Annotated in this window: 20 protein-coding genes; 2 read left to right on the plus strand and 18 right to left on the minus strand. The window is 70.6% G+C overall.

Going from position 1 to position 23,478, the window contains the following annotated elements; genetic code table 11:
• Nucleotides 1-9: 9 nt before the first annotated feature.
• The 9 genes from ACFMRZ_RS06260 to arc all read right to left on the minus strand — a co-directional run bounded on the left by ACFMRZ_RS06260 (nucleotide 10) and on the right by arc (nucleotide 12,647).
• A complete protein-coding gene (locus ACFMRZ_RS06260; RefSeq protein ID WP_400178279.1) occupies nucleotides 10-1,533 on the minus strand; it encodes an ArnT family glycosyltransferase in 1,524 nt (507 codons plus the stop codon).
• Nucleotides 1,530-2,162 carry a TetR/AcrR family transcriptional regulator gene (locus tag ACFMRZ_RS06265; RefSeq protein ID WP_400178280.1) on the minus strand — a complete coding sequence of 211 codons (633 nt, stop codon included), beginning with the start codon at nucleotides 2,160-2,162 and terminating at the stop codon, nucleotides 1,530-1,532. Before ACFMRZ_RS06265 ends, ACFMRZ_RS06260 begins: the two co-directional genes overlap by 4 nt.
• Before the next feature lie 54 nt (nucleotides 2,163-2,216).
• On the minus strand, nucleotides 2,217-3,737 hold the full coding sequence (locus tag ACFMRZ_RS06270) for a serine/threonine-protein kinase (protein WP_400178281.1): 1,521 nt from the start codon (nucleotides 3,735-3,737) through the stop codon (nucleotides 2,217-2,219).
• Nucleotides 3,737-4,984, minus strand: a complete 1,248-nt coding sequence (locus tag ACFMRZ_RS06275) for a hypothetical protein (RefSeq protein WP_400178282.1) — start codon at nucleotides 4,982-4,984, stop codon at nucleotides 3,737-3,739. The genes ACFMRZ_RS06270 and ACFMRZ_RS06275 overlap by 1 nt, the downstream gene beginning before the upstream one ends.
• Before the next feature lie 35 nt (nucleotides 4,985-5,019).
• The gene (locus tag ACFMRZ_RS06280) at nucleotides 5,020-6,405 is read right to left on the minus strand and encodes a serine/threonine-protein kinase (RefSeq protein ID WP_400178283.1); all 1,386 of its coding nucleotides are present in this window, start codon (nucleotides 6,403-6,405) and stop codon (nucleotides 5,020-5,022) included.
• Between the two features lie 30 nt (nucleotides 6,406-6,435).
• Nucleotides 6,436-7,974: a protein kinase gene (locus ACFMRZ_RS06285; protein WP_400178284.1), complete on the minus strand. Its 1,539-nt coding sequence runs from the start codon at nucleotides 7,972-7,974 to the stop codon at nucleotides 6,436-6,438.
• A 3-nt stretch (nucleotides 7,975-7,977) separates the two neighbouring features.
• Entirely contained in the window at nucleotides 7,978-9,204 is a 1,227-nt protein-coding gene (locus tag ACFMRZ_RS06290) for a hypothetical protein (RefSeq protein WP_400178285.1), read from the minus strand.
• Nucleotides 9,201-10,679, minus strand: a complete 1,479-nt coding sequence (locus ACFMRZ_RS06295) for a serine/threonine-protein kinase (protein WP_400178286.1) — start codon at nucleotides 10,677-10,679, stop codon at nucleotides 9,201-9,203. The genes ACFMRZ_RS06290 and ACFMRZ_RS06295 overlap by 4 nt, the downstream gene beginning before the upstream one ends.
• Before the next feature lie 207 nt (nucleotides 10,680-10,886).
• Nucleotides 10,887-12,647: a proteasome ATPase gene (gene arc, locus ACFMRZ_RS06300; protein WP_280272054.1), complete on the minus strand. Its 1,761-nt coding sequence runs from the start codon at nucleotides 12,645-12,647 to the stop codon at nucleotides 10,887-10,889.
• Nucleotides 12,648-12,917: 270 nt separating this feature from the next.
• On the opposite strand from arc, the gene ACFMRZ_RS06305 reads away from it, so the two are divergent.
• Nucleotides 12,918-13,403, plus strand: a complete 486-nt coding sequence (locus ACFMRZ_RS06305) for a hypothetical protein (RefSeq protein WP_280272055.1) — start codon at nucleotides 12,918-12,920, stop codon at nucleotides 13,401-13,403.
• A gap of 70 nt (nucleotides 13,404-13,473) precedes the next feature.
• Here ACFMRZ_RS06305 and ACFMRZ_RS06310 read toward each other — a convergent pair whose 3' ends face one another.
• Nucleotides 13,474-14,307, minus strand: coding sequence for a tRNA (adenine-N1)-methyltransferase (locus tag ACFMRZ_RS06310; RefSeq protein ID WP_280272056.1), 834 nt, complete (start codon nucleotides 14,305-14,307; stop codon nucleotides 13,474-13,476).
• 52 nt (nucleotides 14,308-14,359) lie between these two features.
• Here ACFMRZ_RS06310 and ACFMRZ_RS06315 point away from each other — a divergent pair, with 52 nt between their 5' ends.
• Nucleotides 14,360-15,250, plus strand: coding sequence for a RecB family exonuclease (locus ACFMRZ_RS06315; protein ID WP_400178287.1), 891 nt, complete (start codon nucleotides 14,360-14,362; stop codon nucleotides 15,248-15,250).
• Nucleotides 15,251-15,361: 111 nt separating this feature from the next.
• Here the strand turns inward: ACFMRZ_RS06315 and hisG are convergent, their stop codons facing one another.
• From hisG to ACFMRZ_RS06355, 8 genes are all read right to left on the minus strand, one after another.
• Complete coding sequence (gene hisG / locus ACFMRZ_RS06320) at nucleotides 15,362-16,213, minus strand: ATP phosphoribosyltransferase (RefSeq protein WP_280272058.1); 852 nt, start codon at nucleotides 16,211-16,213, stop codon at nucleotides 15,362-15,364.
• Nucleotides 16,214-16,277: 64 nt separating this feature from the next.
• The gene (locus ACFMRZ_RS06325; protein WP_187689188.1) at nucleotides 16,278-16,559 is read right to left on the minus strand and encodes a phosphoribosyl-ATP diphosphatase; all 282 of its coding nucleotides are present in this window, start codon (nucleotides 16,557-16,559) and stop codon (nucleotides 16,278-16,280) included.
• A 46-nt stretch (nucleotides 16,560-16,605) separates the two neighbouring features.
• Nucleotides 16,606-17,172 (minus strand): GNAT family N-acetyltransferase, encoded by a 567-nt coding sequence (locus tag ACFMRZ_RS06330; protein ID WP_400178288.1) that lies wholly within the window; start codon nucleotides 17,170-17,172, stop codon nucleotides 16,606-16,608.
• A 114-nt stretch (nucleotides 17,173-17,286) separates the two neighbouring features.
• Nucleotides 17,287-19,104: a choline/carnitine O-acyltransferase gene (locus ACFMRZ_RS06335; protein ID WP_400178289.1), complete on the minus strand. Its 1,818-nt coding sequence runs from the start codon at nucleotides 19,102-19,104 to the stop codon at nucleotides 17,287-17,289.
• Complete coding sequence (locus ACFMRZ_RS06340; RefSeq protein ID WP_400178290.1) at nucleotides 19,101-19,925, minus strand: class I SAM-dependent methyltransferase; 825 nt, start codon at nucleotides 19,923-19,925, stop codon at nucleotides 19,101-19,103. The genes ACFMRZ_RS06335 and ACFMRZ_RS06340 overlap by 4 nt, the downstream gene beginning before the upstream one ends.
• A 12-nt stretch (nucleotides 19,926-19,937) precedes the next feature.
• Nucleotides 19,938-20,714 carry an arpA protein gene (locus ACFMRZ_RS06345; protein WP_400178291.1) on the minus strand — a complete coding sequence of 259 codons (777 nt, stop codon included), beginning with the start codon at nucleotides 20,712-20,714 and terminating at the stop codon, nucleotides 19,938-19,940.
• A 303-nt stretch (nucleotides 20,715-21,017) separates the two neighbouring features.
• Nucleotides 21,018-21,689: an HAD family hydrolase gene (locus tag ACFMRZ_RS06350; protein ID WP_400178292.1), complete on the minus strand. Its 672-nt coding sequence runs from the start codon at nucleotides 21,687-21,689 to the stop codon at nucleotides 21,018-21,020.
• Between the two features lie 81 nt (nucleotides 21,690-21,770).
• A complete protein-coding gene (locus ACFMRZ_RS06355) occupies nucleotides 21,771-23,420 on the minus strand; it encodes a serine/threonine-protein kinase (RefSeq protein WP_400178293.1) in 1,650 nt (549 codons plus the stop codon).
• Nucleotides 23,421-23,478: the final 58 nt, after the last annotated feature.

Below are 23,478 nucleotides of genomic sequence, written 5' to 3' on the forward strand. Positions count from 1 at the left end.
CCACACCGGTCAGCCCAGGCGCAGCATGCCGTCCCAGGCCCGCGACCAGGGTTCGCGCGGGCCGTCGCAGCGCCAGATGGTCACGTCGCGGGTGACGCCGGGCATACCCAGCCGGGCATCCACGCGGCCGACCGGACGCACCTCGGCGAACCGCGACCGCAGATCGGACTCGTCGCCGCCGACCCAGAGCACCGTCGTCGCGTCGTCCGGCGGGGCGCCGAAGTAGCCGAAACCGCGGTTCGGGCTGTACACGGCGGGCAGGCCCGTCTCGTCCCGGTCGACATCGAGCGCGGCGGCCTGCCAGTAACCGTCGCCGACCACGACGACATGGGATCGCTGCGGGTCCGGGAGGGATCGGTAGGCGTCGCGCACCCCCGCGCGCAGTTCCGGCCAGCCGAATTTCCCGTACAGCCCGATGGCCAGCCCCGCCGACGCGTCGTCACCGGCCGGGGTGATCTCCGACTCCGGCTGCCACGGCAGCGACCACACCACCACGAGCGCCGAGGCCACCGCGAGCGATACCGCGAGCACCCGCCGCCACCGGCCCGGACGGCTCGTCCACCACACCGCCCCGGCGCTCATCACGACGGCATACGCCCCGACGACGTAGTAGGGCCGCCCGTTCATCGCCACGAAGGTCAGGGTCAGCAGCGGCAACACCACGCCCAGAAAACGATACGGGCGCAACGGTTCCCAGCGCAGCAGAGCCCAGCTGCCACCCACGACGAACAACACGCCGAGCACACCGGCCAGCAGCAGGGCGAGCGGGACGAACGTCCACCGGCCGCCGACGGTACCCTGCTCCGCCGCGACCTGGGCGCCCATGCCGAGCTGCGGCCAACCGTGCCGCGCCTGCCACACCAGGCTGGGCGCCATCGTCACCGTGACGAGCGCGGCGCCCCACCACAGCGCCGGGCGGCGCAGCAGTTCCCGGGGGCCGAACACCAGCGCCCCGACCGCGATCGCGGCCCAGAGGAACGGCGCCAGCCACTTCACCTGCATATCGATCGCCGTCACCACCGCGGCCCACAGCAGCAGGTGGTCGCGGCGGGTACGGGCCCACCGCACCACCAGCCAGCCGATGACCACCCACAGCGCGGTGTCGATGGCATTGGTGGACAGCTGCGTGCCCTGTACCAACAGGAACGGCGATCCGGCGTAGGCGATGGCGGACAGCGTCTGCGCGCCGCGGGACCCGCCGAACTCGCGCGCGAGTTGCGCGCACACCACGATCGCCGCGAGGGTCACCAGGACGGCCGGAATGCGTTGCGCCACCAGCGAACCCGGCGCTATCAGGTCCATCAGCCGGGCGATCGCGGGCAGCGCCGGGCCCTGGTCGGCGTAGCTCGCCGCGAGCCGCCGCCCGGCGGAGAGGAAGTACAGTTCGTCGCCGAAGAAGCCGTACCGGCCGATGGACAGCAGCAGCGCCACCGCGGCGGCCGCGACCACCAGCGTGATCGGCACGGTCGCGAAGGGTGGTCGATCGTCTCGCGAAACCGACTGTGGCGCGGCGGTATTCACCGTGGTCGTCATTGTCGGGCCTCCTTCCGGGTGGCCAGATCGTAGAGCCGGCGCACGTGTGCCGAGTAACTCGTCATATCGAAATCCGCTGAGTGGATCGCCCGCCCGGCCGCGCCGTCGATGGAGTCGCGGATCGAGGCGGCCATGGCGACGGGATCGAATTCGCCGAACACCCCAGACCGCTGACCCTCGACCATCAGGTCCACCAGCGGTTGCATGATCTCCTGCTCGCCCTCGCCACCGGCGAACCGCGGCCGCCCGTCCGCGTCGCGCAGGTTGAGCACGACATCCATCAGCGCGGCAACGTAGGTGCGGTTGTCGTCGATGAACGCCAGATTCGCTCGGATATAGGCGAGCAGCTTGTCCCGGGGCCCCTCGGCGGCCTCCACCGCCGGCGCGATCCGCTCGGCGCCCAAGACGTACAACTGGACCACCAGCTGCGCCATCAGGTCGTCCTTGCCGTCGAAGTGGTAGGAGATGACGCCCTTGGAGATCCCCGCCTGCTTGGCGATGCGCGCGAGCGAGGCGTTGCCGTAACCGAATTCGGAGATCACCTCGACCGCGGCGGCGATGATCTGCCGCCGCCGCGCCTCCTCGATGAACGTCCGCTGTTGGCCATCCGGACTATTTTCTGGCCGCATGGCCAAATTTTAGCGCGAGCGGCCAGACGGTGTCATCCCCATACTTCCGGTGGCTCAGACCGGTGCGCCCGCCCACCAGCGATCGAGCAGGTCGCGGCCGGAATGCCCGCCCAGCGCCAGCAGCTGACAGAAATCCCGGCCGGGGTCCTCGAAGGTCACGGTGAGGGCGCCGGCGGGTTCGCCGCGCGGGTTGACCAGGTCGCCCCACTCGATGCGACCCGCGCCCGACAGCCGCTGCCAGCGCTCGTCGCCTCGAAAGGTGGTGCCGCGCTGGTAGACCGGGTCTTGCACGCGCACACGTTCGGAATTGCAGCGCACGACCAGGACTTCGATCGGATTCTTGTCGCCGTTGCAGTTCAGCCGGGTGTCGCCGGTCACGGGAACGGTGACGTCGGCCGGGCGCTGGTCCTCACCCAGCGCCACGCACCGGATGCCCTGGTACCCGGCGGCATCGGGGGTCGGCGGCAGCAGACCGGGGAAGGCCAGCGTCATATAGGCGTGACTGCCCCATGTGTTGCGTGCCGCTGCCGTCGTCGTCGCTGCCGGGCGCGGCGGCGAGGTGGTGGTCGTGGACGCCGCCGCCACGGTCTCGTCGGTGGAATTCCGGTTCAGCGCAACGACACTCGCCACCACCGCGACAAGCGCCAGCAGCAGGGCGCCCGCGACCAGTAGCCCGCGCCGTCGTCCCCGCGCGGCCGCGGGCGGCGGAGCGGGCGGAACCGGGGCACGCGGCGCGCCGAACGCGGCCGCCGCGTCGGCGGCGAGCGCACCACAGCTCGGGTACCGCTGGTCGGGATGCTTCGCCAGCGCCCGGGCGACGACCGCGTCGATCGCGGGCGGGAGTTCGGGCCGGATCGCCGTGGGGCGCGGCGGCGGGTCCTCGAGGTGCGCGTGCAGCACGGCCGCCGCGGTGGCGCGCGGAAACGGCTTCGCGCCGGTGAGCAGCTCGTAGAGCGTGCAGCCGAGCGCGTAGACGTCGGCGCGGTGATCCACCCGGTCCGCCATGAGTTGTTCCGGCGCGGCGTAGGCGATGGTCGCCACCACCGCGCCGGTCTCGGTGAGCACGGTGGGGTCGCCCACGGAGCGGCCGATGCCGAAGTCGGACACCAGGACTCGGTCCGGCTGACCGGCGCGGGAGCCGATCAGGATATTGCCCGGCTTCACGTCACGGTGCACCAGACCGGCCCGGTGCGCCTCGTCCAGGCCGCGCGCCGCCTGTTCCACGATCGACACCGCGCGCCAGGGCGCAAGCATCGCGCCGCCGCGCACCAGGCCCGCTGCGTCGCCGCCCTCGACATACTGCATGGCGATCCAGAGCCGGCCGTCCTCGACGCCGCGATCGTGCACGGCCACGATATTCGGATGGTTCAGCCGCGCCACCAGTTCGGCCTCGCGCACGAACCGGGCCCGGTACTCCGCGTCGGCGCTGTGGTCGGCCGACAGCACCTTCACCGCGTCGCGGCGCGGCAGCCGCGGATGCCGGGCCACGTACACCGTGCCCATTCCGCCGCCGCCGAGCACCCGCTCGATCACGTACCCCGCGAAGACCGTGCCGGGAATCAGCCTGTCCCGCATCACTGCTCGCTTCGCGCCAGCAGCAGGTACTGCGCCGAGATCTTGTGGTGGGCGTCGGCGAGGGTGCGGGCGAACACGACCGCCTCGTACCTGCCGTAGAGCATCCGGCACGCGAACCGCGGCCCGAACTGCAAGCCGGACAACGACTCCATGCACCGTGCGTCCGGAACGCCTGCGGGCGAGGCGGTCTGCCGCTGGCCGGGTTCGGTCAGCTCATCGACCGCGTCGTCGTACTCCCGGCGCGCGGCGACCGCGTCGGCCAGGCGCAACAGGGTGTGCTGCCCGTTGAGCGCGAGGACCATGCCGATGCCCTCGGCGGGCCGCTGCCAGCTGCCCCACCGGTGCGAGGCCCGCGGTCCCAGCACGATGCCGGACGCGGTGACACTGGTCAGCCACCCCGCGTTCGGATCGTTGCGCCGGGTGATCACCGCGGGCCACGGCCACACCCCGGGCGCCTCCGGCAGCAGCCGGGCGAGCATGCCGTCGGTGTCGAGGGGCAGCGTGGCGAACCGGTCCGGCGGCGTGGGCCGGAAGTCGGCCAGCCGCGCGCGCTGCGCGGTGAACGCCGTGCCCGCCATCCGGCGCAACGCCTCCAGGTCGGTGGACCGCTCCCCCGCCAGCACGCTGATCACGAACGGCCCCACTGCCGTGGTCGCGGCCAGCGTCGGCGCGGTCGGCCGCCAATGCCCGTGTGCCTCAGGGTGTTCGGGAATCGGCACCGGGACGTTCTCCGGGCTGACGGCGGCGTCGACGGCGTCGATCTCGGTGGCCGCCGACCGGGCCGCGGCGTCGTCGGGGAACCGCAACAGCAGCACGGTCAGCAGCCGCGCCCGGCCTACCGCCACCTCCGCGGGAATCCCGGTGTCCATGCCGCCCACGGAGAATCCGGCCAGCATGCCGCGCCGTTCGAGCACCGCGCGGACCGGCTGCGCGAGGAATCCCGCCTTCGCGGGTGTCGGGATCGGCACCGAGGCGGCGATGCCCACCCCGAAGGTGAGCGCCGGATCGATCTCCACCGGGTCGATCACGGCCTCACCCATCCGGACCGATTCCAGTACCCGCCCGTACTTCTCGTTGTCGTTGGGCGGCGCGACCAGTGGCGTGACACCGTAGGGACCGATATCGACGGCCGCGCGATCGGGCGCCATGCGGGCGGGGCTGCCCGCGACGGTGCAACCGGTCGCCAGCAGCAGTACCGCACCCAGCGCCGAGACGACCGCCCGGTAGCGCGCGTGCACACGTGGCACCGTGTCTCCCCTCTTCCCCGCCCCCGCGCGCCCGGTCATACCGGCACTCCCGGCCACCAGCGCGCGTGCAGCTCGGCCCCCGAGACCCGCCCGCTGATCTGCAGCTTGCAGAAGTTGCGGGCCGCGTCGTCGAAGAACACCTCGACCCTGCCGACACGCGCGCCTTCGGTGTTCTGGTAGTCGCCCCAGCGCACCTGGCCCGATCCGGTCGGCCGGGACCACCGCTCACCGCCGACGGCCCAGTCCGCCGGACGAGGGCTCACCCGGGACCGATCGGCCATACATTCGATGACGATTCCGACTATCGGTTCGTTGTTTCCACCGCACATCACGCGGCCGATGCGCGCCGGTTCGTACAGCGACACCAGGTGCAGGCCGTCGTCCACGGGCGTGCAGTGGGTGAGTTCGTCGAATCCGATTCCGTCCACCGAGACCGGCAGCAGCTGCGGAAAGGCATCCGCCACATACGCGTACGCGCCCCATAGCGCCGCCTTCAGTTCCGGCGATCGCGCCGCCGTGGAGGTGGCGGGCCCGGCCGTGGACTGCTCGTCGGGTCCGGTCACCGCCCACACGGTCACGGCCACCGCCACCAGCAGCACCGTGACAGCAACGGCCGCGGACCACAGCAGCCGCCGAGACGGCCGGGGCGGCGGCGCTGCCGCGCTCGTCTCGACCGCGGCCTCGAGCGCGGCGGCCAGCGCGCCGCCGTCGGGATACCGATCCTCCGGGCGGTCCGCCGTCGCTCGCGCCACCACCGCGTCCAGCGCGGCGGGTACCCAGGGGTTCGCCCGCGACGGGGGCGGCACGGGCGCAACGGGATCCGGCGGCGCACCGGTCAGCATCGAATACAGCGTGCAGCCCAGCGCGTACACGTCGGCGCGGTGGTCCACCGCGCCACCGGAACGCTGCTCGGGCGCCGGGAACGCCACGGGATCGGTTGCGGCGCGGGCGATCCCGTAACCGGTGAGGACGACGTGATCCGGGGCCCCGGGCCGCTCGACGACCCGGATGTCGGAGGGCCGCACATCGCCGTGCCGCAGCCCGGCCCGGTGCGCCTCGCCGAGCCCGCGGGCCACCGCCGCCACGACGCGCGCCGCCCGCGTGATGTCCACGCCCGCACTGTCGGTCATCGCCGTGGCGTCGACTCCGTCGACGTACTGCGCGGCGATCCACAAGCGGCCGTCGTAGACACCGGCGTCGAACACGGCGGCCAGGTTCGGGTGCCGGACCGCCGCCGCCCGCTCGGCCGTGCGCCGGTATCGGTCCCGGAATTCGTCGTCGTGGCCGCTGGCGCGGAGGGTGATCTCGTCCAGCCGGCCGGTGCTCTGGTCGCGCGCCTCGAAAACCGTTGCGCCGCCGCGGTCGCCGAGCCGGCGACCCAGCCGGTACCCGCCGATGACCGTGCCCTCATCGAGCGTCATGCGCCCTCCGTCCCGGGAAATCCGCCATCGTCACAGCGGTGCATCGCGCCACCACCGGTCCATGACCTCCTGCCCGGAGGCCCCGCCCCAGACATGGATCTGACAGTAATTACGTGCCGGATCGTCGAATTGGATCTGTACGACACCCTGCCGCGGATCGGCCACATCCGACCACATGACCCGGCCCGTGCCCGTGGGGCGCTCCCAGCGTTCGTCACCCACGACCGCCACGTCCGTATACGCGTGCACCGTCGTGGGCGTGCGATTCGCATTGCACATGACCCCCACCGAGTCGACCGGATTCTTGTTCCCCTGGCACGACAGCATGGCCCGGCCGTTGTACGGCTTGCCGACGAGAGGCACCTGCTTCATCTGCTCGTCGACCACCACGCACCGGAGCCCTTGATATCCACCCGCAACGGGACTGGCGGGCAACAGATTCGGGAAGGGCTGCACGATGTAGTCGTAGTCGCCCCACGACAACGGGCTGTTCCCGGTCGGCGGCGGGCGCTCGGACGTGGCGCGCACCGAGGTCACCGCGGTATCGGACGCCGGGACCGCGACGGGCGGCGCGGTCGTGTCTCTCGTCGCCGCGACCACACCCGCGGCCGCCGCCGTGACGACGACGGCGAACAACGCCATCGCCCAGTACAGCCGCCGCCGCACCGGCCCGCGCGACGCCGCAACCGGGACGGGAACCGGGGCGTACCGGGGCGCCCCGCCACCGGCGGCCGACGCCACATCGGCCGCCAGCGCGCCGCAGCTCGGGTAGCGGTCGGCCGGATTCTTCGCCAGCGCCCGCGCCACGATCGCGTCGAACACCGGCGGCAGGCCGGGCATGTGCACGGTCGGGCGCGGCGGCGGATCGGCGAGATGGGCGTGCAGCACCGCCGCCGGGGTCGGGCGCGGGAACGGCTTTGTGCCGGTGAGCAATTCGTACAGCGTGCAGCCGAGCGCATATACGTCGGCCCGGTGGTCGACGGCCGCGCCGGTGATCTGCTCGGGCGCGGCGTAGGCCACCGTCGCCAGCACCGAACCCGTCTCGGTCAGCCCGGCGGTGTCGGTGGCGCCCCGAGCGATACCGAAGTCCGATACGTACACCCGGGGCAACTGCTCCGCACCGCGCGGCTCGAGCAGCAGATTCGCCGGTTTCACGTCGCGGTGCAGCAGGCCCGCGCGGTGGGCCTCGTCCAGGCCGCGGGCCGCCTCGGTGACGATGTGCGCCGCGAGCCGTGGCTCGAGCCCGCCGGGTGTGCGGCGCAACGCCTCCGCGGCGTCGATGCCGTCGACGAGTTGCATGGCGATCCAGAGGTAACCGTGCTCGACGCCCCGGTCGCGCACCGCCACGATATTCGGATGGTCCAGGCGCGCGGCCAATTCCGCCTCGCGGGCGAACCGAGCGCGGTATTCGGGGTCCTTGCCGAGTTCTCCCGGCAGCACCTTCACGGCGTCGAAGCGGGGCAGTCGCGGGTGCGCGGCCAGGTAGACCGTCCCCATTCCGCCGGAACCGAGAGTTCGCTCGATCCGGTACCCGGCGAAAACCACTCCGGGAGGCAATGTTTCGGACATCAGCTAGCCGCCGTTCACCAACAGTCCGTATTGTGCCGCCGTCTTCTGCTGTGTCGTCTTCAACTCCCGGCCGACGATCGCCGCGGTGTACCGGTCGTGCACCAATCGGCAGACGAACCTCGTCATCTTCAGGGCGTCCGGTTGCGCGCTCTCCCAGCACACCGAGTCGGGTACGCCGCCGGGAGCGGGCGCGGGCCGCAGGTCGGTCTGCGCGATGTCCTTGCGCCTCGACTCGTCGAAGGCGCGCCGGGCCGCCGCGGGGTCCGCGTACCGCATGAGCGCGTTGAAGCCGTTGTTCGCCATCAGCTCGACCGGGTGATCGTGCTGCTTGCGGCCGCCCCACAACCACGCCGCGCGCGTCCCGTAGACCACGCCCCGGCCCAGCACCAGTGCGTTCCAGCCCGCGTCGAGATCCTTGCTCGTGCTCATCACGGCCGGATACGACCACCGGCCCGGCGCGTCGGGCACCATCCGGCGGACCATGCCGTCACGGTCCAGCGGCAGCGCCGCCAACCGGTCGCGCGGGGTGGCCACGAAGTCGCGCAGGCGGGCGAACTGCGCGTCGAACGCCTTCGCCGCCAGACCGGTCAGGACCGCCGCGTCCGGTGCGGTGTGACCGGCGAGCACACTGACGACGTAGTCGCCCTGCGCGATCGTGGCCGCCAGGGTCGGTACGGTCGGCCGCCAATGGGCATGTGCCGCAGGGTGTCCCGGAATCGGCACCGGCACGTTCTCGGGATTGACGGCGGCGTCGACCGCGTCGATGTCGCCCGCCGCGCGCTGCGCCGCGGCCGCGTCCGGGAAGCGCAGCACGATCGTGGTCAGCAGGCGCGAACGACCCACCACCGGACGGCCCGACGGGATATCGACGTCGGCCCCCGCGGCCGCGGCGCCGGCCAGCATGCCGTCGCGCTCGAGCACCGGGCGCACCGGATTGGCCAGCAGCACTGCCGCATTGGCCGGTGCGGGCAGCGGCATCATCGGCGAGGCGCCCAGCAGGTGGGTCAGCGCCGCATCGGCTTCGGCCGGGTCGATGAGCACCTCGGCCATCCGCATCGATTCCAGCACGCGGCCGTAGTGCTCGTTGCCGTTGGCCGGTTCGTCGAGCGGTTCGACGCTGTAGGCGCCGGCGTCGAGCGATCGCGGATCGGGGTACGCCGCGTGCGGACGCCCGTCGGTCGCGCAACCCGCGACGAGCAGCAGCGTGAACAAGACGATTCCGGCCCTCACAGCGGCGCCTCCGGCCACCAGAGGCGGCGCAGTTCGGCGCCGGTGGTCACGTCGCCGAGCACATGCATCCGGCAGAAGTTGCGGTCCGGATCGTCGAAGTACACGTCGAGCACGCCCACCGCGGGCCGGTTCAGGCGCTCCGCCGGGGAGCCGGTGAAATTCTCGGTGCCCCAGAACAAGTGGCCCGTCCCCGTCGGGCGAGCCCAGGCCTCGTCGCCCTCGACGGCGGCGAACGAGCGGTTCGGCGCGATCGGCGACCGGTCGGCGTTGCAGGTGACATCCACCTGCAGGGCCGGATCCAGATTGCCCAGGCACAGCAGATGACCCACCGGCACCGCGGCGTCGAGATCGCCGACCTCGCCACCCGCGAGGATCGGCGTGCAGCTGGTCAGTTCCTGATAGCCCACGCCGTACGGGCTCGGCGGCAGCAGATCCGGAAACGTCTGCGGGATATACGCGTACGTGCCCCACTGGCTCGGCTCGATCGTCCCCGTCACCGGACGGTGGTCCGCGCGGGACGGTACGCCGGACTCGGAACTCCGCAGCCCGTACACCACGGCCGCGACCACGACGACGAGCGCGACCACCGCGGCGAGCGCGACCATCCGGCCCGGTCGCCGCCCGGCCGTTCCGTGCCCGGCCGCCGCCGCCCGCGCGGCGGCCGCGAGCTCGCCGCAGGTGGCGAACCGGTCGCCGGGTTTCTTCGCCATCGCCTTGGCGACGACAGGGTCGAATGCCGCCGGGATCCGCGGGTTGCGTTCGGACGGGCGCGGGGGCGGTTCGTGCAGGTGCGCGTACATCACCGAACCCGGGCTGTGGCGCGGGAACGGGACCGAGCCGGTGAGCATCTGGTACAGCGTGCAGCCCAGCGCGTAGATGTCTGCGCGGTGATCCACCGGTTCGCCGCTGAGTTGCTCCGGCGCGGCATAGGCCAGCGTGGCCGACAGCCCGCCGGGACCGGCGAGCGTCGTCGAGTCGTCGGCCGGGCGCGCGATGCCGAAATCGGTGACCAGTACGCGGTCCGCGCCGCCGGGTTGCTCGGCGACCAGGATGTTGGCGGGCTTCACGTCGCGGTGCAGCAGCCCTGCCCGATGGATCTCGTCGAGCCCCTCGGCCGCCTCGGACAGGATGCGCACCACGCGGGCCACGTCCAGCACGGCCGGGCCGCGGCGGATCAGATCGCCCAGATCGCCGCCGTCGACATACTGCATCGCGATCCACAGCCGGCCCTCGTCCTCGCCGCGGTCGCGGACCGCCACCAGGTTCGGATGCTGCAATCCCGCCGCGATCTCGGCCTCGCGCAGGAAACGCGCGCGAAAAGCGGCATCGTCGGCATGCGATTCCGCCAGCACCTTCACCGCGTCCTTGCGCGGCAGCCGCGGATGCTGGGCCAGATAGACCGTGCCCATCGCGCCCGAGCCCAGCTTGCGCTCGATGCGATACCCCGCGAAGGACGCGTGCTCGGCGACGTCCATCGAGCCTCCCCTCCCCGTGATCCAGTTGTGGGCAACCCAGCCGCAACCCGAAAGGTGTTGCGGCGCAGTTGCCCCCGCCCCGTCCGATTCTTCTGCGGGCACGATACCTTGCAATCCGAGTTTTCGCCCCACCCCATTTTCACCAGCACCGGCAACACGAAGGGCCGCGCTTCCTGCGGGAAGCGCGGCCCTGTGGTCTGCCAGGTACTACAGGTACTGGCCCGTGTTCGACTCCGTGTCGATCGCGCGGCTGGCACTGGCGTTCTTGCCGGTGACCAGGGTGCGAATGTAGACGATCCGCTCGCCCTTCTTGCCCGAGATACGTGCCCAGTCATCGGGATTCGTGGTGTTGGGCAGGTCCTCGTTCTCGGAGAACTCGTCCACGATCGAATCGAACAGATGCTGGATGCGCAGACCGGGGTTGCCGGTCTCGAGCACGGACTTGATCGCGTACTTCTTGGACCGGTCCACGATGTTCTGGATCATGGCGCCGGAGTTGAAGTCCTTGAAGTACAGGACCTCCTTGTCACCGTTGGCGTAGGTGACCTCCAGGAAGCGGTTGTCCTCGCTCTCGGCGTACATCCGGTCGACGACCCGTTCGATCATCGCCTGGATGCACTTGGTCCGGTCGCCGCCGAACTCGGCGATGTCGTCGGCGTGCAGCGGCAGGCCCTCGGTGAGGTACTTGGAGAAGATGTCCTGGGCCGCTTCGGCGTCCGGGCGCTCGATCTTGATCTTCACATCGAGGCGGCCGGGCCGCAGGATGGCCGGATCGATCATGTCCTCACGGTTGGAGGCGCCGATCACGATGACGTTCTCCAAGCCCTCGACGCCGTCGATCTCCGACAGCAGCTGCGGGACCACCGTGGTCTCCACATCGGACGAGACGCCCGAGCCGCGGGTGCGGAAGATCGAGTCCATCTCGTCGAAGAACACGATCACCGGCGTGCCCTCGGACGCCTTCTCCCGGGCGCGCTGGAAGATGATCCGGATGTGACGCTCGGTCTCGCCCACGAACTTGTTCAGCAGCTCGGGACCCTTGATGTTGAGGAAGAAGGACTTGGCCTCCTTGGCATCCTCTCCGCGCGCCTCGGCGATCTTCTTCGCCAGGGAGTTGGCCACCGCCTTGGCGATCAGCGTCTTACCGCAACCGGGCGGACCGTAGAGCAGCACGCCCTTGGGCGGGCGCAGCGCGTACTCGCGGAACAGGTCCTTGTGCAGGAACGGCAGTTCCACCGCGTCGCGGATCTGCTCGATCTGACGCGTCAGGCCGCCGATGTCCTCGTAGTCGACATCGGGAACTTCCTCGAGGACCAGGTCCTCAACCTCCGCCTTGGGGATGCGCTCGAAGGCGAAGCCGGCCTTGGTGTCGACCAGCAGCGAATCACCCGGCCGCAGTTTGCGAATCGGCTGATCCGGATCCTCGAGGTCGTCGATGTCGACCAGCCTGGTCAGCGGGCCCGACAGCCAGACCACGCGCTCCTCGTCGGCATGACCGACCACCAGCGCCCTGCGCCCGTCATCGAGGATCTCGCGCAGGGTGCCGATCTCGCCGGTCTGATCGAACACACCGGCCTCGACCACGGTCAGCGCCTCGTTGAGGCGGACTGTCTGCCCGTAGTGCAGCGTCGACGTGTCGATATTCGGTGAGCACGTCAGGCGCATCTTGCGCCCCGAGGTAAACACGTCGACGGTCTGATCGTCGTAGACACCGATCAGCACGCCGTAGCCACTCGGCGGCTGGCCGAGCCGGTCTACCTCCTCGCGCAGGGCGACGAGTTGCTGGCGGGCTTCCTTCAGCGTGTCCATCAGCTTGGTGTTGCGAATTGTCAGCGAATCGATGCGCGCTTCCAATTCCCGCGAACGATCAGGGGCGTCGGCGAGTTGCCTTCGGAGTGCAGCCGCCTCGGCGCGTACTACCTCGAGTTCCCTCCAGGCCGCCGAATCCGAATTCTCGATGGGGCTCATGATGCTGCTCCTCCCAGTCCCGGTCTATCAACGCTACCGGGCGCGAACCGTTCTCGCTTTCCGACATGGTTTCGTCGTGATCACATCTTCAGCCGCGGCCGACGGCCGGGGGACCATGTTAGCCTGCCCTAACCTATTCCGGTGAGCACATTCGCCGGACCGAGCCGAAAGGTGTGTTACTCGATGCTCCTTCCCACCGGTGGTACCCGTTGTAGTGGCAACGTCGCACACTCCGTTCGTGTTTCCCGCATTCGTCTTGTCACGGCTACCGTGTTCGCGGCCCTCGCCGTTACCGGTATCACAGCATGCGGGTCCGACACGTCCGACGATTCGGCGGCCGCGACCAGCACCACCAGCGCCGCTGCCGCCACCAGCGCGGCGAGCGGCAGTTCGGCCCACGAGCACGGCGACGCCGCCGCGCCCACGCCGGAGGCCCTGCAGGCCACCCTCGACGGTTTCGTCGACCCCGCGAAACCGACCGCCGACAAAGCGAAATTGATCGTCGACGGTGAGAAGCGCACGGCCAACATCGACACCATGACCCAGGGGCTGGCCAACTACGGCAAGATCACCTTCGCGGTGTCGGAGGTGAAGACCGACGACGAGGACGCCACCGCGCAGGTCGTCATCACCTCGCCGCACGGCCCGGCTCCCGCGATGCCGATGACCTGGCAGCACTCCGACGCGGGCTGGCAGCTGTCCGACGCCTCCGCCTGCCAGATCCTCGCCATGGGCAAGGCGCCCTGCCAGGCGTAGCCCGATCCCTGAACGACCGGTGGCCTTCACCCCGCTGTGGGTGAAGGCCACTGTCGTGCGTACGGGGTCCTCAGCCCTTCGAGGGGCGGCGCTGCGGCTTGGGCGGAGTGACGCCGTCGGCCAGGCGGCGCGCGCTGATCAGGAACGCCGTGTGCCCCTGCATGCGGTGTTCGGGGCGGACGGCCAGGCCCACCGCGTGCCAGGGCCGCACCAGCGACTCCCAGGAGCGCGGTTCGGTCCAGCACTGCTGCTGCCGCAGCGCCTCCACCACCTCCGAGAGCTGCGTGACGGTGGCGACGTAGACGATCAGCACGCCGCCGGGGATCAGGGCCCGGGATACCGCGGGCAACGCGTCCCACGGCTTGAGCATGTCCAGGACCACCCGGTCGACCTGCCCGCCGTCGTATTCGATGACGTCGCCGATGGTCAACTCCCAGTTAGCCGGACGTTCGCCGAAGAACCGCTCGACATTGCGGACCGCGTGCTCGGCGTGGTCGTCGCGGATCTCGTAGGACAGCACCCGGCCCTCCGGTCCGACCGCCCGCAGCAGCGAGCAGGTCAGCGCGCCCGAGCCGGCGCCCGCCTCGAGCACCCGGGCGCCGGGGAACATATCCCCCTCGTGCACGATCTGCGCGGCGTCCTTCGGATAGATCACCGCGGCGCCGCGCGGCATCGACAGCACGTAGTCCACCAGCAGCGGGCGCAGCGCGAGATACGGTGTGCCGTTGGCGGATTGGACCACGCAGCCCTCGTCGGCGCCGATCAGCTCGTCGTGCCGGATCGGCCCCTTGTGGGTGTGGAACTCCTTGCCGGGTTCCAGCACCACGGTGTGCTGACGGCCCTTGGCGTCGGTCAGCTGCACCCGGTCACCGCTGGTGAATGGACCGGTCCGTCTGGCCGTCATGGATCTCCGTTCTTCGATGTTTTTGTCGGTGCCCCCGGATAGCCTGCCAGGTATGGCAGCGCCACCGACGACGACCCCGGACCCGGCACCTCAGGTATCACCCCGGCCGGCGCTGTCGCCGTCGCGGGCAATGGATTTCAAACAATGTCCGTTGAAATACCGATTGCGTGCCATCGACCGCATTCCGGAACCGCCCGCGCGGCATGCGGTGCGCGGCACCGTAGTTCATTCGGTACTGGAATCGCTGTACGGGTTACCGAGCGGTGAACGTCTCCCGGAGCGCGCGGCCGCGTTGGTCACACCCGCGTGGCAGCGTTTGCTGGCCGAACGCCCGGAGGTCGGTGCGCTGGTCGAGGAGGCCGGGCCGGGCGAGTTTCTCGACGAGGTGAACCGGCTCGTCCAGGCGTATTACGGCCTCGAGGATCCGACGGCGTTCGAGCCGGAGTCCTGTGAGTCGCTGATCGAGGTGTGCCTGGACGACGGCTCCCCGCTGCGCGGCTATGTCGACCGCATCGACGTCGCCGCCACCGGCCAGCTGCGCGTGGTCGATTACAAGACCGGCCGCTCCCCCGGTCCGATGGGCGAGCAGCGGGCCCTGTTCCAGCTCAAGTTCTACGCGTTGATCGTGTTGCGCACCCGCGGCATCGTCCCGGCCCAGCTGCGCCTGATCTACCTGGCGGACGGCCAGATCCTCACCTACGCCCCCGACGAGGCCGAGTTGCTGCGCTTCGAGCGCATCCTCTCGGCGCTGTGGGCGGCCATCAGCGCCGCCGGGCGCACGGGCGAATTCCCGCCGAACCGCAACCGGTTGTGCGCCTACTGCGACTACCAACCGCTGTGCCCGGCCTTCGGCGGCACGCCGCCGCCTTACCCCGGCTGGCCCGCCGCCGCGCCGGAACTCGCCACCGGAGCGGCGAGCACACCCGATCCGGCGCGGCCGTGAATCACGCGATGCACATGCCGCCGCCGAGATGGCAGAGCAGCTGAGCGATCCACTCGAGGAGGTTCGTCGGCACCTTGGCGGGAACGAGCACAGGCAGCATCACAGAGTCCTTCAGAAGGCGCGACAGGAGCGGATGTCGGTCGCGAGGATGGCCTTGGCGCCGAGTTCGGCGAGCTGGTCCATCAGGTCGTTGCCCTGACCGCGCGGCACCAGCGCACGCACAGCGACCCAGCCCTCGTCCGCCAGCGGGGAGACCGTCGGCGACTCCAGACCCGGAGTGATCCGCGCGGCGGCGTCGAGCAGCTCCTTGGGGCAGTCGTAGTCCAGCATCAGGTACTGCTGCGCGAACACCACGCCCTGTACGCGTGCGACGAGCTGATTACGGGTCTTGTCACGGCGATCGGATCCGGCGCCCTCGATCAGCACCGCCTCCGAATCGCACAGCGACTCGCCGAACGCCACCAGATTGTGCTGGCGCAGCGTCCGCCCGGAGCCGACCACGTCGGCGATGGCGTCGGCCACGCCCAGCTGGATGGAGATCTCGACGGCGCCGTCGAGGCGGATCACCTCGGCCTCGATGCCGTAACGCTGCAGATCGCGCAGCACGAGGTTGGGGTAGGAGGTGGCGATGCGCTTGTCGTAGAGGTCCTGCACCTTCCACTCGCGCCCGGCGGGGGCCGCGTACCGGAAAGTGGAGCGGCCGAACCCGAGGCTCAGCCGCTCCTGCACCGGCGCACCCGAATCCAGCGCCAAGTCTCGTCCGGTAATACCCAGATCCAGTTCGCCCGAACCCACGTAGATGGCAATGTCCTTGGGGCGCAGGAAGAAGAACTCGACCTGATTGGCGTTGTCGAGCACGGACAGGTCGCGGGAGTCGGTGCGCTTGCGGTAGCCGGCCTCGCTGAGGATCTCGACCGCGGATTCGGAGAGGGCGCCTTTGTTGGGGACTGCGACGCGGAGCATGGGGTGTCCTTTCGGGACTCGTGACGGACGGTGGCGTCCCGCCGGGCATCCGGCGGGTTATCCGTCACAGATGTCGGTACACGTCCTCGAGCCGCAGCCCGCGGCCCACCATCAGCACCTGAACCCAATACAGCAGCTGCGAGATCTCCTCGGACAGGGCCTCGTCGCTCTCGTGCTCGGCGGCGAGCCAGACCTCACCGGCCTCCTCCAGAACCTTCTTGCCCTGCGCATGCACGCCCGCGTCCAATGCCGCCACGGTCCCGGACCCCTCGGGGCGGTTGACCGCACGATCCTGCAGCTCGGCGAACAGGGTTTCGAAAGTCTTCACGGGGAGCCATTGTTTCAGACGCCCGCGTACCCTCCGCAATCGGTTATCGGGTGACGGCGCGCGATCACACCGCGGGCCGCGGGCGATCGATGCGGTAGACGTAGTGGTTCCCGTCGTCGGCCGGGTTGTCGGGAGTGAGGTAGCCCTCGGCGATGCGGTGCATACCCGCCTTCTCCAGTGCCCGCCAGGACGCCGGGTTGGCGGCGGCGACGGGCACGAGCACGCAGCCGGTGCCCGGATAGTCGGTCCAGGTCCCCGCGATGATCGCGCGCAGCATGGCCGAGCCGAGCCCGCGGCCCACCCGGTCCGGATCGCCCACGAGGTAGTCCAGCGACGCCGCGCCCGCCGGAACCTCGATCAGCGGCGCCAGCTCGTCGAGGTACTCCGGGTAGTCGGCCAAGCGACACCGCTGGACCAGACCGACCGGCTCACCGTCGGCCGATACCAGCAGATCCTCCCCCGGCTCGGCGCCGCGCACCCCCGGCCCGAAATCGCGCTCCACCGCCTCCGGCGTGAACTCGTGATTCCACCAGCGCCGCACATGCGGTTGCGCGAGCCACCCCGCGAGCAACGGGAAGTCCGCGGCCGCGAGCCGCCGCCAGCTGAACTCCGGTGCGCGCGTGTCGTTCACAGCCGACCACGCTAGCAACCACCGCTCCCGGCCGCCTCCCGTTTTCGCCGGTCACAGCGCTTCCTCGCGCGGGGCACGCCCAAGGGTGCGGGAACACCGCACCCCTTGGCGTCGCTACCCCGCGGGGGTGAGCAGTTCCTCCAGTTCGGCTACGGCGGCGCGGAGGTGGGCGGCGAAGTCGTGCATTTGCGCCGCAACGGATTTGGGGGTGGCGAGGTAGAGGTTCCAGCGGTCGGGCAGGAGTACGTACGCGACGCCGATGCACTTCTGGCTGGTGCAGCCGAAGCCGAAGTACTCGATATTGGCGGAGGGGGCGGAGCTGGTGCTCAGGTAGTCGTCGCGGGTGATGATCCAGCCGGGGCTGTCGTAGAACGGCATCGGCTCGGTGGCGCCGAGCTGTTCGCCGCGGCGGCGCTGGATCAGTTGCAACTCCCACAGGTGCTGTTCCGGCGCGGCGCCGCGCTGGCAGTCCTTGGCGCGGTTGACGTGCGCCGCGGCGGCCGCGCGCAGGCGCTCCCGCTTCTCCTCGGCATCGGCCTGCGGATCGTCCATGGCGGCAACGAATTCCAGCATCTCGGGCGTGATCACCCGCATCGCCTCGGTGCGGCCGTTGCGGTACTGGCGAGTGGCGATGGACTCGTAAGTAGCGCCGGTGAGCCCCTTGCTGCGCCGGTGGGCAAGCTGGTAGCTCAGCTGCGCGAACGCGTCCGGCGACATCCCGAGCTGCTTGGCCCGGTTGGCGCCGAACTCCTCGAACGACACCGTCAGAGTCGCGTTGTCGGCGGCGAACTGGGCGAATGCCGCTGCCGCGCCGGAGATCTCGCCGCGCAAGCGGCCGTCGAGGACGAACTCGATCGGCTCGACACCGGGCAGCCCCTGCGGTTGCGCGCCGGACCGCTCCGCGTGCTCCGCGACGGGCGCCTCGAGCAGAGCGTCGACGAACGACAGGATGGTGGTGCCGTCCAGCCCGCAGTGCTCGACATTGATGCCCGCGCTGCCGTCCCCGAACACGATGAACGACACCGCCTTGTCGAACCACCGGTTGCCGCTGTCGCCGTGCAGCAGTTGGTCGCACGCGTGCTGGGTGTCGCGCGGCGCGAAGTCCTCCAGGCAGACGCAGAACAGCGCGGTCTCGATGGCCTCCAGCGCGGCGACATTGGCCGGTTCGGCGCGCAACGCGGTACGGACATCGGCCCATTCGGCACGGGGCAGGGTGGTCAGGTGCCCGGCGGCGGTGTCGGTGGGCGCGCGGCGCGTGCCCGCCTTCATGACCGCGCGCAGGCCGTCGACCAGATCGTCCTGGCCGTAGGGCGTGCCGCCGGGGCCGATCACATCCATCCGGAACATGTTGCCGCGGTAGAACACCACGATGTGCCGCGCCTGCGACGGCCCGGGCCACTCCGCGCTGTAGGGCACCCGGACGGTGTCCTGCGGGTCGCCCGGGATGCGGGTCTCGGCGAACAGGAACTTGTTCTGCGCCATCGACAGATGCTGGCCGCGCTGAGTGACCGGCGGGATCGCCTCGGCGTCCAACCGCACCTTGTAATCCACTGCCGCGGTGATGATCGCGGCGGCGCGGTCGGCCTGCTGGCCGGAGGTCGACCGCGCCAGGGCGGTGTCGTCGCGGAAGAGGAAGAAGAAGTTGGCGTTCAACGCGATTCGGTCCCGCCGGCCCAGGTACCGCGCGGGCCAGAACTCGTCCAGCCAGCTCTGCACGCCCGGCTCGGCGTCGAAACGCTCCAGGTCGGCGTGCAGGATGCGGGCCGGGCCGTCGGCACGCAACAGGTCGGCGACCGCGCGCTCGGTCGCGGCGCGCTCGTCCTCGGTCAGCAGCGGCGCGCTCCATTCCAGGAATCGCGCGCAGCTGTCCTCGAGGGTGGGCAGCGGCACGCGCGGCAGCTGGTCGTCGAAGGCGAAGGTGCGGTCGGTCACGGGCGGTCCTCGTCTGTGGTCGGTCGGTCTTCGGGAATACAGAGGTGCAACTGGGCGTGCAGCCACCCGTCCGCCTCCATGCCGGTGGGGTCGATACCGTTGGCGGACAGGGTGTTCAGCACTTGGGTCTGTTCGGCCTCGGAGGCGAAGCGGCGCTGCCGGAAGGTGCCCGGTACCTGCTCGATCCGGTACCCGAGATCTGCCAACTGCTTCGCGATCGGCTCGAAGTCGAACATCCGCAGCACGAAGTGTGCCATCCAGGGCAGCCGCGTGCCGTGGGCACGTGCCACCCGCAGGAGGGTGCGGTCGGTGACGTAGCCGACGCAGCCGGTAGAGATCACCAGATCGGCGGTGGCGAGCAGGCGGCGCTGCGGCTCGGTGGGGTCGGCCGCTTCCAGGTCGGCATGCACGACGTCGTCCAGCAAGCCCGCCTCGGCGGCGTAGGACAGCGCCGGTGCGGCGGCGTCCATGCCGATGAAGCGCACCCCCGGCTCCGGGTCGGCGGCGGCCAGCCGGGCCCGATCGCGCGCGATGCGCGCCGCGGTGTCGCCCTCGCGATAGTGTTCGGCCAGTTCGGCCACGGTGGTGTCCAGGCGCAGCAGTGCGGCGTTCACGCCGTAGGAGCAGCCGATGTCGAGCACCGTGGGCGCGGCGCCGATCGCGGCGCGGCGGTCCGCGATGATCCGTTCGAAATGTGGTTTCGCCAGTTCCGGAATGCAGTAGTCCAGATCGGCCATCCGGCGGTAGTAGGCGGATGGATCGGGGCGGTCGTAGATGTCGTCGAACGACGCTTTTCCGGTGTTGTCCAGCGAAACCTGCACGGGCGATTCCTCTCAGTCGAGTAGTCGGTCCCCGCGGACGGCGTTGCCGGCCGCGGCTAGATGGTCCGGAAGGACCCGTCCGAACAGTTGCCGGGTGCGTTCGACATTGCCGACGACGCCGGGCTGCTCGCTGTAGGCGAAGATCGCGGTGTGCCGCTGCGTGGCGCCCTCCACGGGCGAGACCCGGTGCAGCGAGAACCGGCCCTGGAACAGCTGCAGATCGCCGGGCCGCAGGTGCAGCCGGCGGATCAGCCGTTCGCCGCCGCCGGTCAGTACGGCGCGCACATCCTCGAGATTCTCGGCCTGCGGCGAGCGGATCGCCGGGCAGTATTCGAACACCCCGCCGGCCTCCGGCGCGCGGGTCAGCATGGAGACCGTGAACGCGTTGGTGTCGAAGTGCCACGGGTGCGACATGCCGGGCGCCACCACATTCAGGCACAGGCCCGCCAGCGGGTCCGCGAATTCGTGCAGTTCGGGCAGGCCGAAGCAGTCGGCGAGGAAGCGCTGGAAATCCGGGCTGGAGTAGAGCCGCTGGATCAAGGCCTCGGCCGGAACGAGATCCCGTGCGACGAAGGCGTTTCCGCGTTCGAGCACGATATTGCCCGGATGGTCGGGGGGCAGGTCGGCATCGAGCGGGATGTTGTAGGCGTTGACCTTCTCGACCGTGTAGTACGCGTGCGGGGCGAGCGCGTCGCCCTCGGCGCGCAGCGTCTCCAGCAGCTCCGGGCGGATGAAACCCGCCAGCACACAGCAGCCGTCGGAGGCCAGCTCGGCACGGGCCTGCGCCACGATGCGATCCCAGTCGGCGCTACCGGGCTCATCCAAAGGATACCGACCGGTGTCTACTGTTTTGTGAAGTGCCGACCAACCGCCCTGTGGCCCAGCATCTTCGGCGCCGTTCCCGGCCACCCGGCGTCCATCGGCCCGCTCCCCGGTCGAAGTCATGCAGCCATTCTGTACTGCCGTCCGAGAACACGCCCGGGATTCACCAAGATCACTGTCAAAGCTCACAAACTCGCGAGTAACAGTGTGCGCCACAGCTATTCCCCTCCACAGCGGTGGGCTTCGCGAGGGAAATGGACGGGTGTGCGGCTAGGGCCGTATCGCCGCGTGGACAGCGGAGAGGTCGGCGGGCGTGAGGCCGACGAGCGATTCGCGGAAGATCAGGCCGGGCCGTTCGGGGACCGGGATTTCGCAGGGGACGACGAGCACGGCGCAGCCCGCGGTCGCGGCGGAGTGCGAGCCGGTCGGCGAGTCCTCCACGGCCACACAGTCTTCCGGTTCGACGCCCAGCAGGTCGGCGCCGCGCAGGTAGGGGTCGGGGGCCGGTTTGCCGCGCGGGACCTCGTCGCCGCAGACCGTGATGTCGAAGTGGTCGCGGCCGAGGGTGTCCAGGCACAGCTCGGTGAGGGCGCGGGTGGTGTTGGTGACCAGCGCGGTCCGCAGGCCGGAGGCCCGCACCGCGGCCAGCGCGTCCTGCGCGCCGGGCCGCCACGGGATGGGCCCGGCCATGAGATCGGTCACGCGCCGGTGCAGCCACTCCCCAGCCTCGGCCATCCCCGCGGGATCGGGATACAGCCCCAGACCGGCGAAGATGATCCGCAGCGCGTCGTCGGCGGCGGCGCCGATGAGGGCGTGGCGGGTCGCGTCGGTCATCTCGCCGCCCAGTTCGACCGACAGCTCACGCACCCCGATGTCCCAGAGCTTCTCCGAATCCAGCAGGGTCCCGTCCATGTCCCACAGGACGGCGGCGAGGGCTGGCACGGGGTGGCTGCTCCATTCGTCGACGTACGGCGACGCCAGTTTAGTTGATCATCGGCAAACCCCGGGCATCCCGGCGGCGGCTCACCCGCGCTGGGAGTCGACGATCAGCGATCTGCCGCCCTCGTTCGTCACGCGGAACCATCGCTGCTCGGATTCCTGCCCGCCGTTGCGATACCGGTAGGTGATCGTGGCGGACGCCCGGTCGCCGTTCTGCACGACATTCGACACACTCACGCCGCTGAACTGGCTCCAAAACCGCACATACGAGTCGTACCCGCCGGTCTGCGCCTGATACGACGGCGACAGCATCGACCACGCGGCGCTGGTGTTGCCCGGCAGCGTGCCGTAGTAGCTCGACACGAACGCCGCGGCGCTGACCGGCGGGGCCGGCGCCGGGGTCGTGCTCGGCGGCGGCGCGCTGCTGCGCGGCGCGGACGAGGTCGCGCTCGGCGTGCTGGACGGCGCGGCGCTGGACGACGGCGCCGCGGTCGTGCTCGTGGCGGCCGGAGGCCGGGTCGGCTGTCCCTCCTCCGCCGGCGGCGGCACCGCGGCGGCGGACGGCGCGGGGGGAACCGCCTGCGACGACCCGCCGCCCGCGGTGGTCCGCTCGCCGCCGTTGTCGTTGCCGTTCAGCGCGAAGATCAGGCCGACGAGCACGAGCAGCCCCACCGCGCCCGCCGCGGCCCAGGCAAGTATTCGCCGGTTCTGGTCGGTCAGGACCGACTTGCGTTGCGGCGCAGGCGTTCCCGCGGGCACGGTGCTGCCGCTCGGCATTGCCGCGGTCGCCACGTGCGCGGTCGGATCCTCGGCGTTGCCCGCCGCGTCTCCGGAGAGGACGGTCGTGGCCGCCGCGTCCAGTGGGGCTCCGGGTTTGGGCAGGATCTTGGTCGCCGATTTGGGTGGCGGCGTCGCGCGGCCGTCGGCCACGGCCGCCAGCGCGGTCTGGGCCTCTCGCATATTGGGCCGGTTTCCGGCGTCGGCGGCCAGCAGTTCCATCAGCACCGGGCCCAGCGTCGCGGCGCGACGCGGCGGCGGCACCTGTGCGCGAACCACCGAATGCAGGACAGCCAAGGGGTTTTCACCCTCACCGAACGGCGGCGCGCCCTCGACCGCCGCGTACAGTGTCGACCCCAAGGCGAACACATCGGACGCCGGTTCGGGATCCTCGCCGCGCGCCACCTCCGGCGCCAGGTATGCGGGCGTCCCGGCGAGGAATCCGGTCGAGGTCACCGTGACGTCGCCGACCGCACGGGAGATACCGAAATCGGTGATCTTCACGGTGCCGTTGTCGGCGACCAGGATGTTGGCCGGTTTCACGTCCCGGTGCACGATGCCCGCGTCGTGCGCGACGGCCAGCGCGGCCGCCACCTTCGCCCCGATCCGCGCCACCCGCTGCGGATCCAGCGGGCCCTGCTCCCGCATAACCGTCGCCAGGCTCTGCGCGTCGACGAACTCCATGACCAGCCACGGCTGGCCGTCCTCCTCGGCCACGTCGAACACGGTCACCGCGTTCTGATGGTGCAGCCGGGCCGCGATCCGCCCCTCCCGCATGGCCCGCAGCTTCGCCTCGAGCGCCTGCGAGCGCGTCAGGCCGGGCGCCAGTAACAGCTGCTTGACCGCGACCGTGCGCCGCAGCCGCACGTCGGTGGCCCGCCAGACGACCCCCATCGCCCCCGTACCGATGGGATCCCCCAGGCGGTACCGCCCCGCGATCAGCCGATCTGACGTCATGTTGTCGTACCCCTTACACGCTCACGCAGAATCCATGCACGCCACGAGCGGCGTCCTG

This window comes from Nocardia sp. N2S4-5 (assembly GCF_044628355.1).
GTDB classification, from domain to species: Bacteria; Actinomycetota; Actinomycetes; order Mycobacteriales; family Mycobacteriaceae; genus Nocardia; species Nocardia wallacei_B.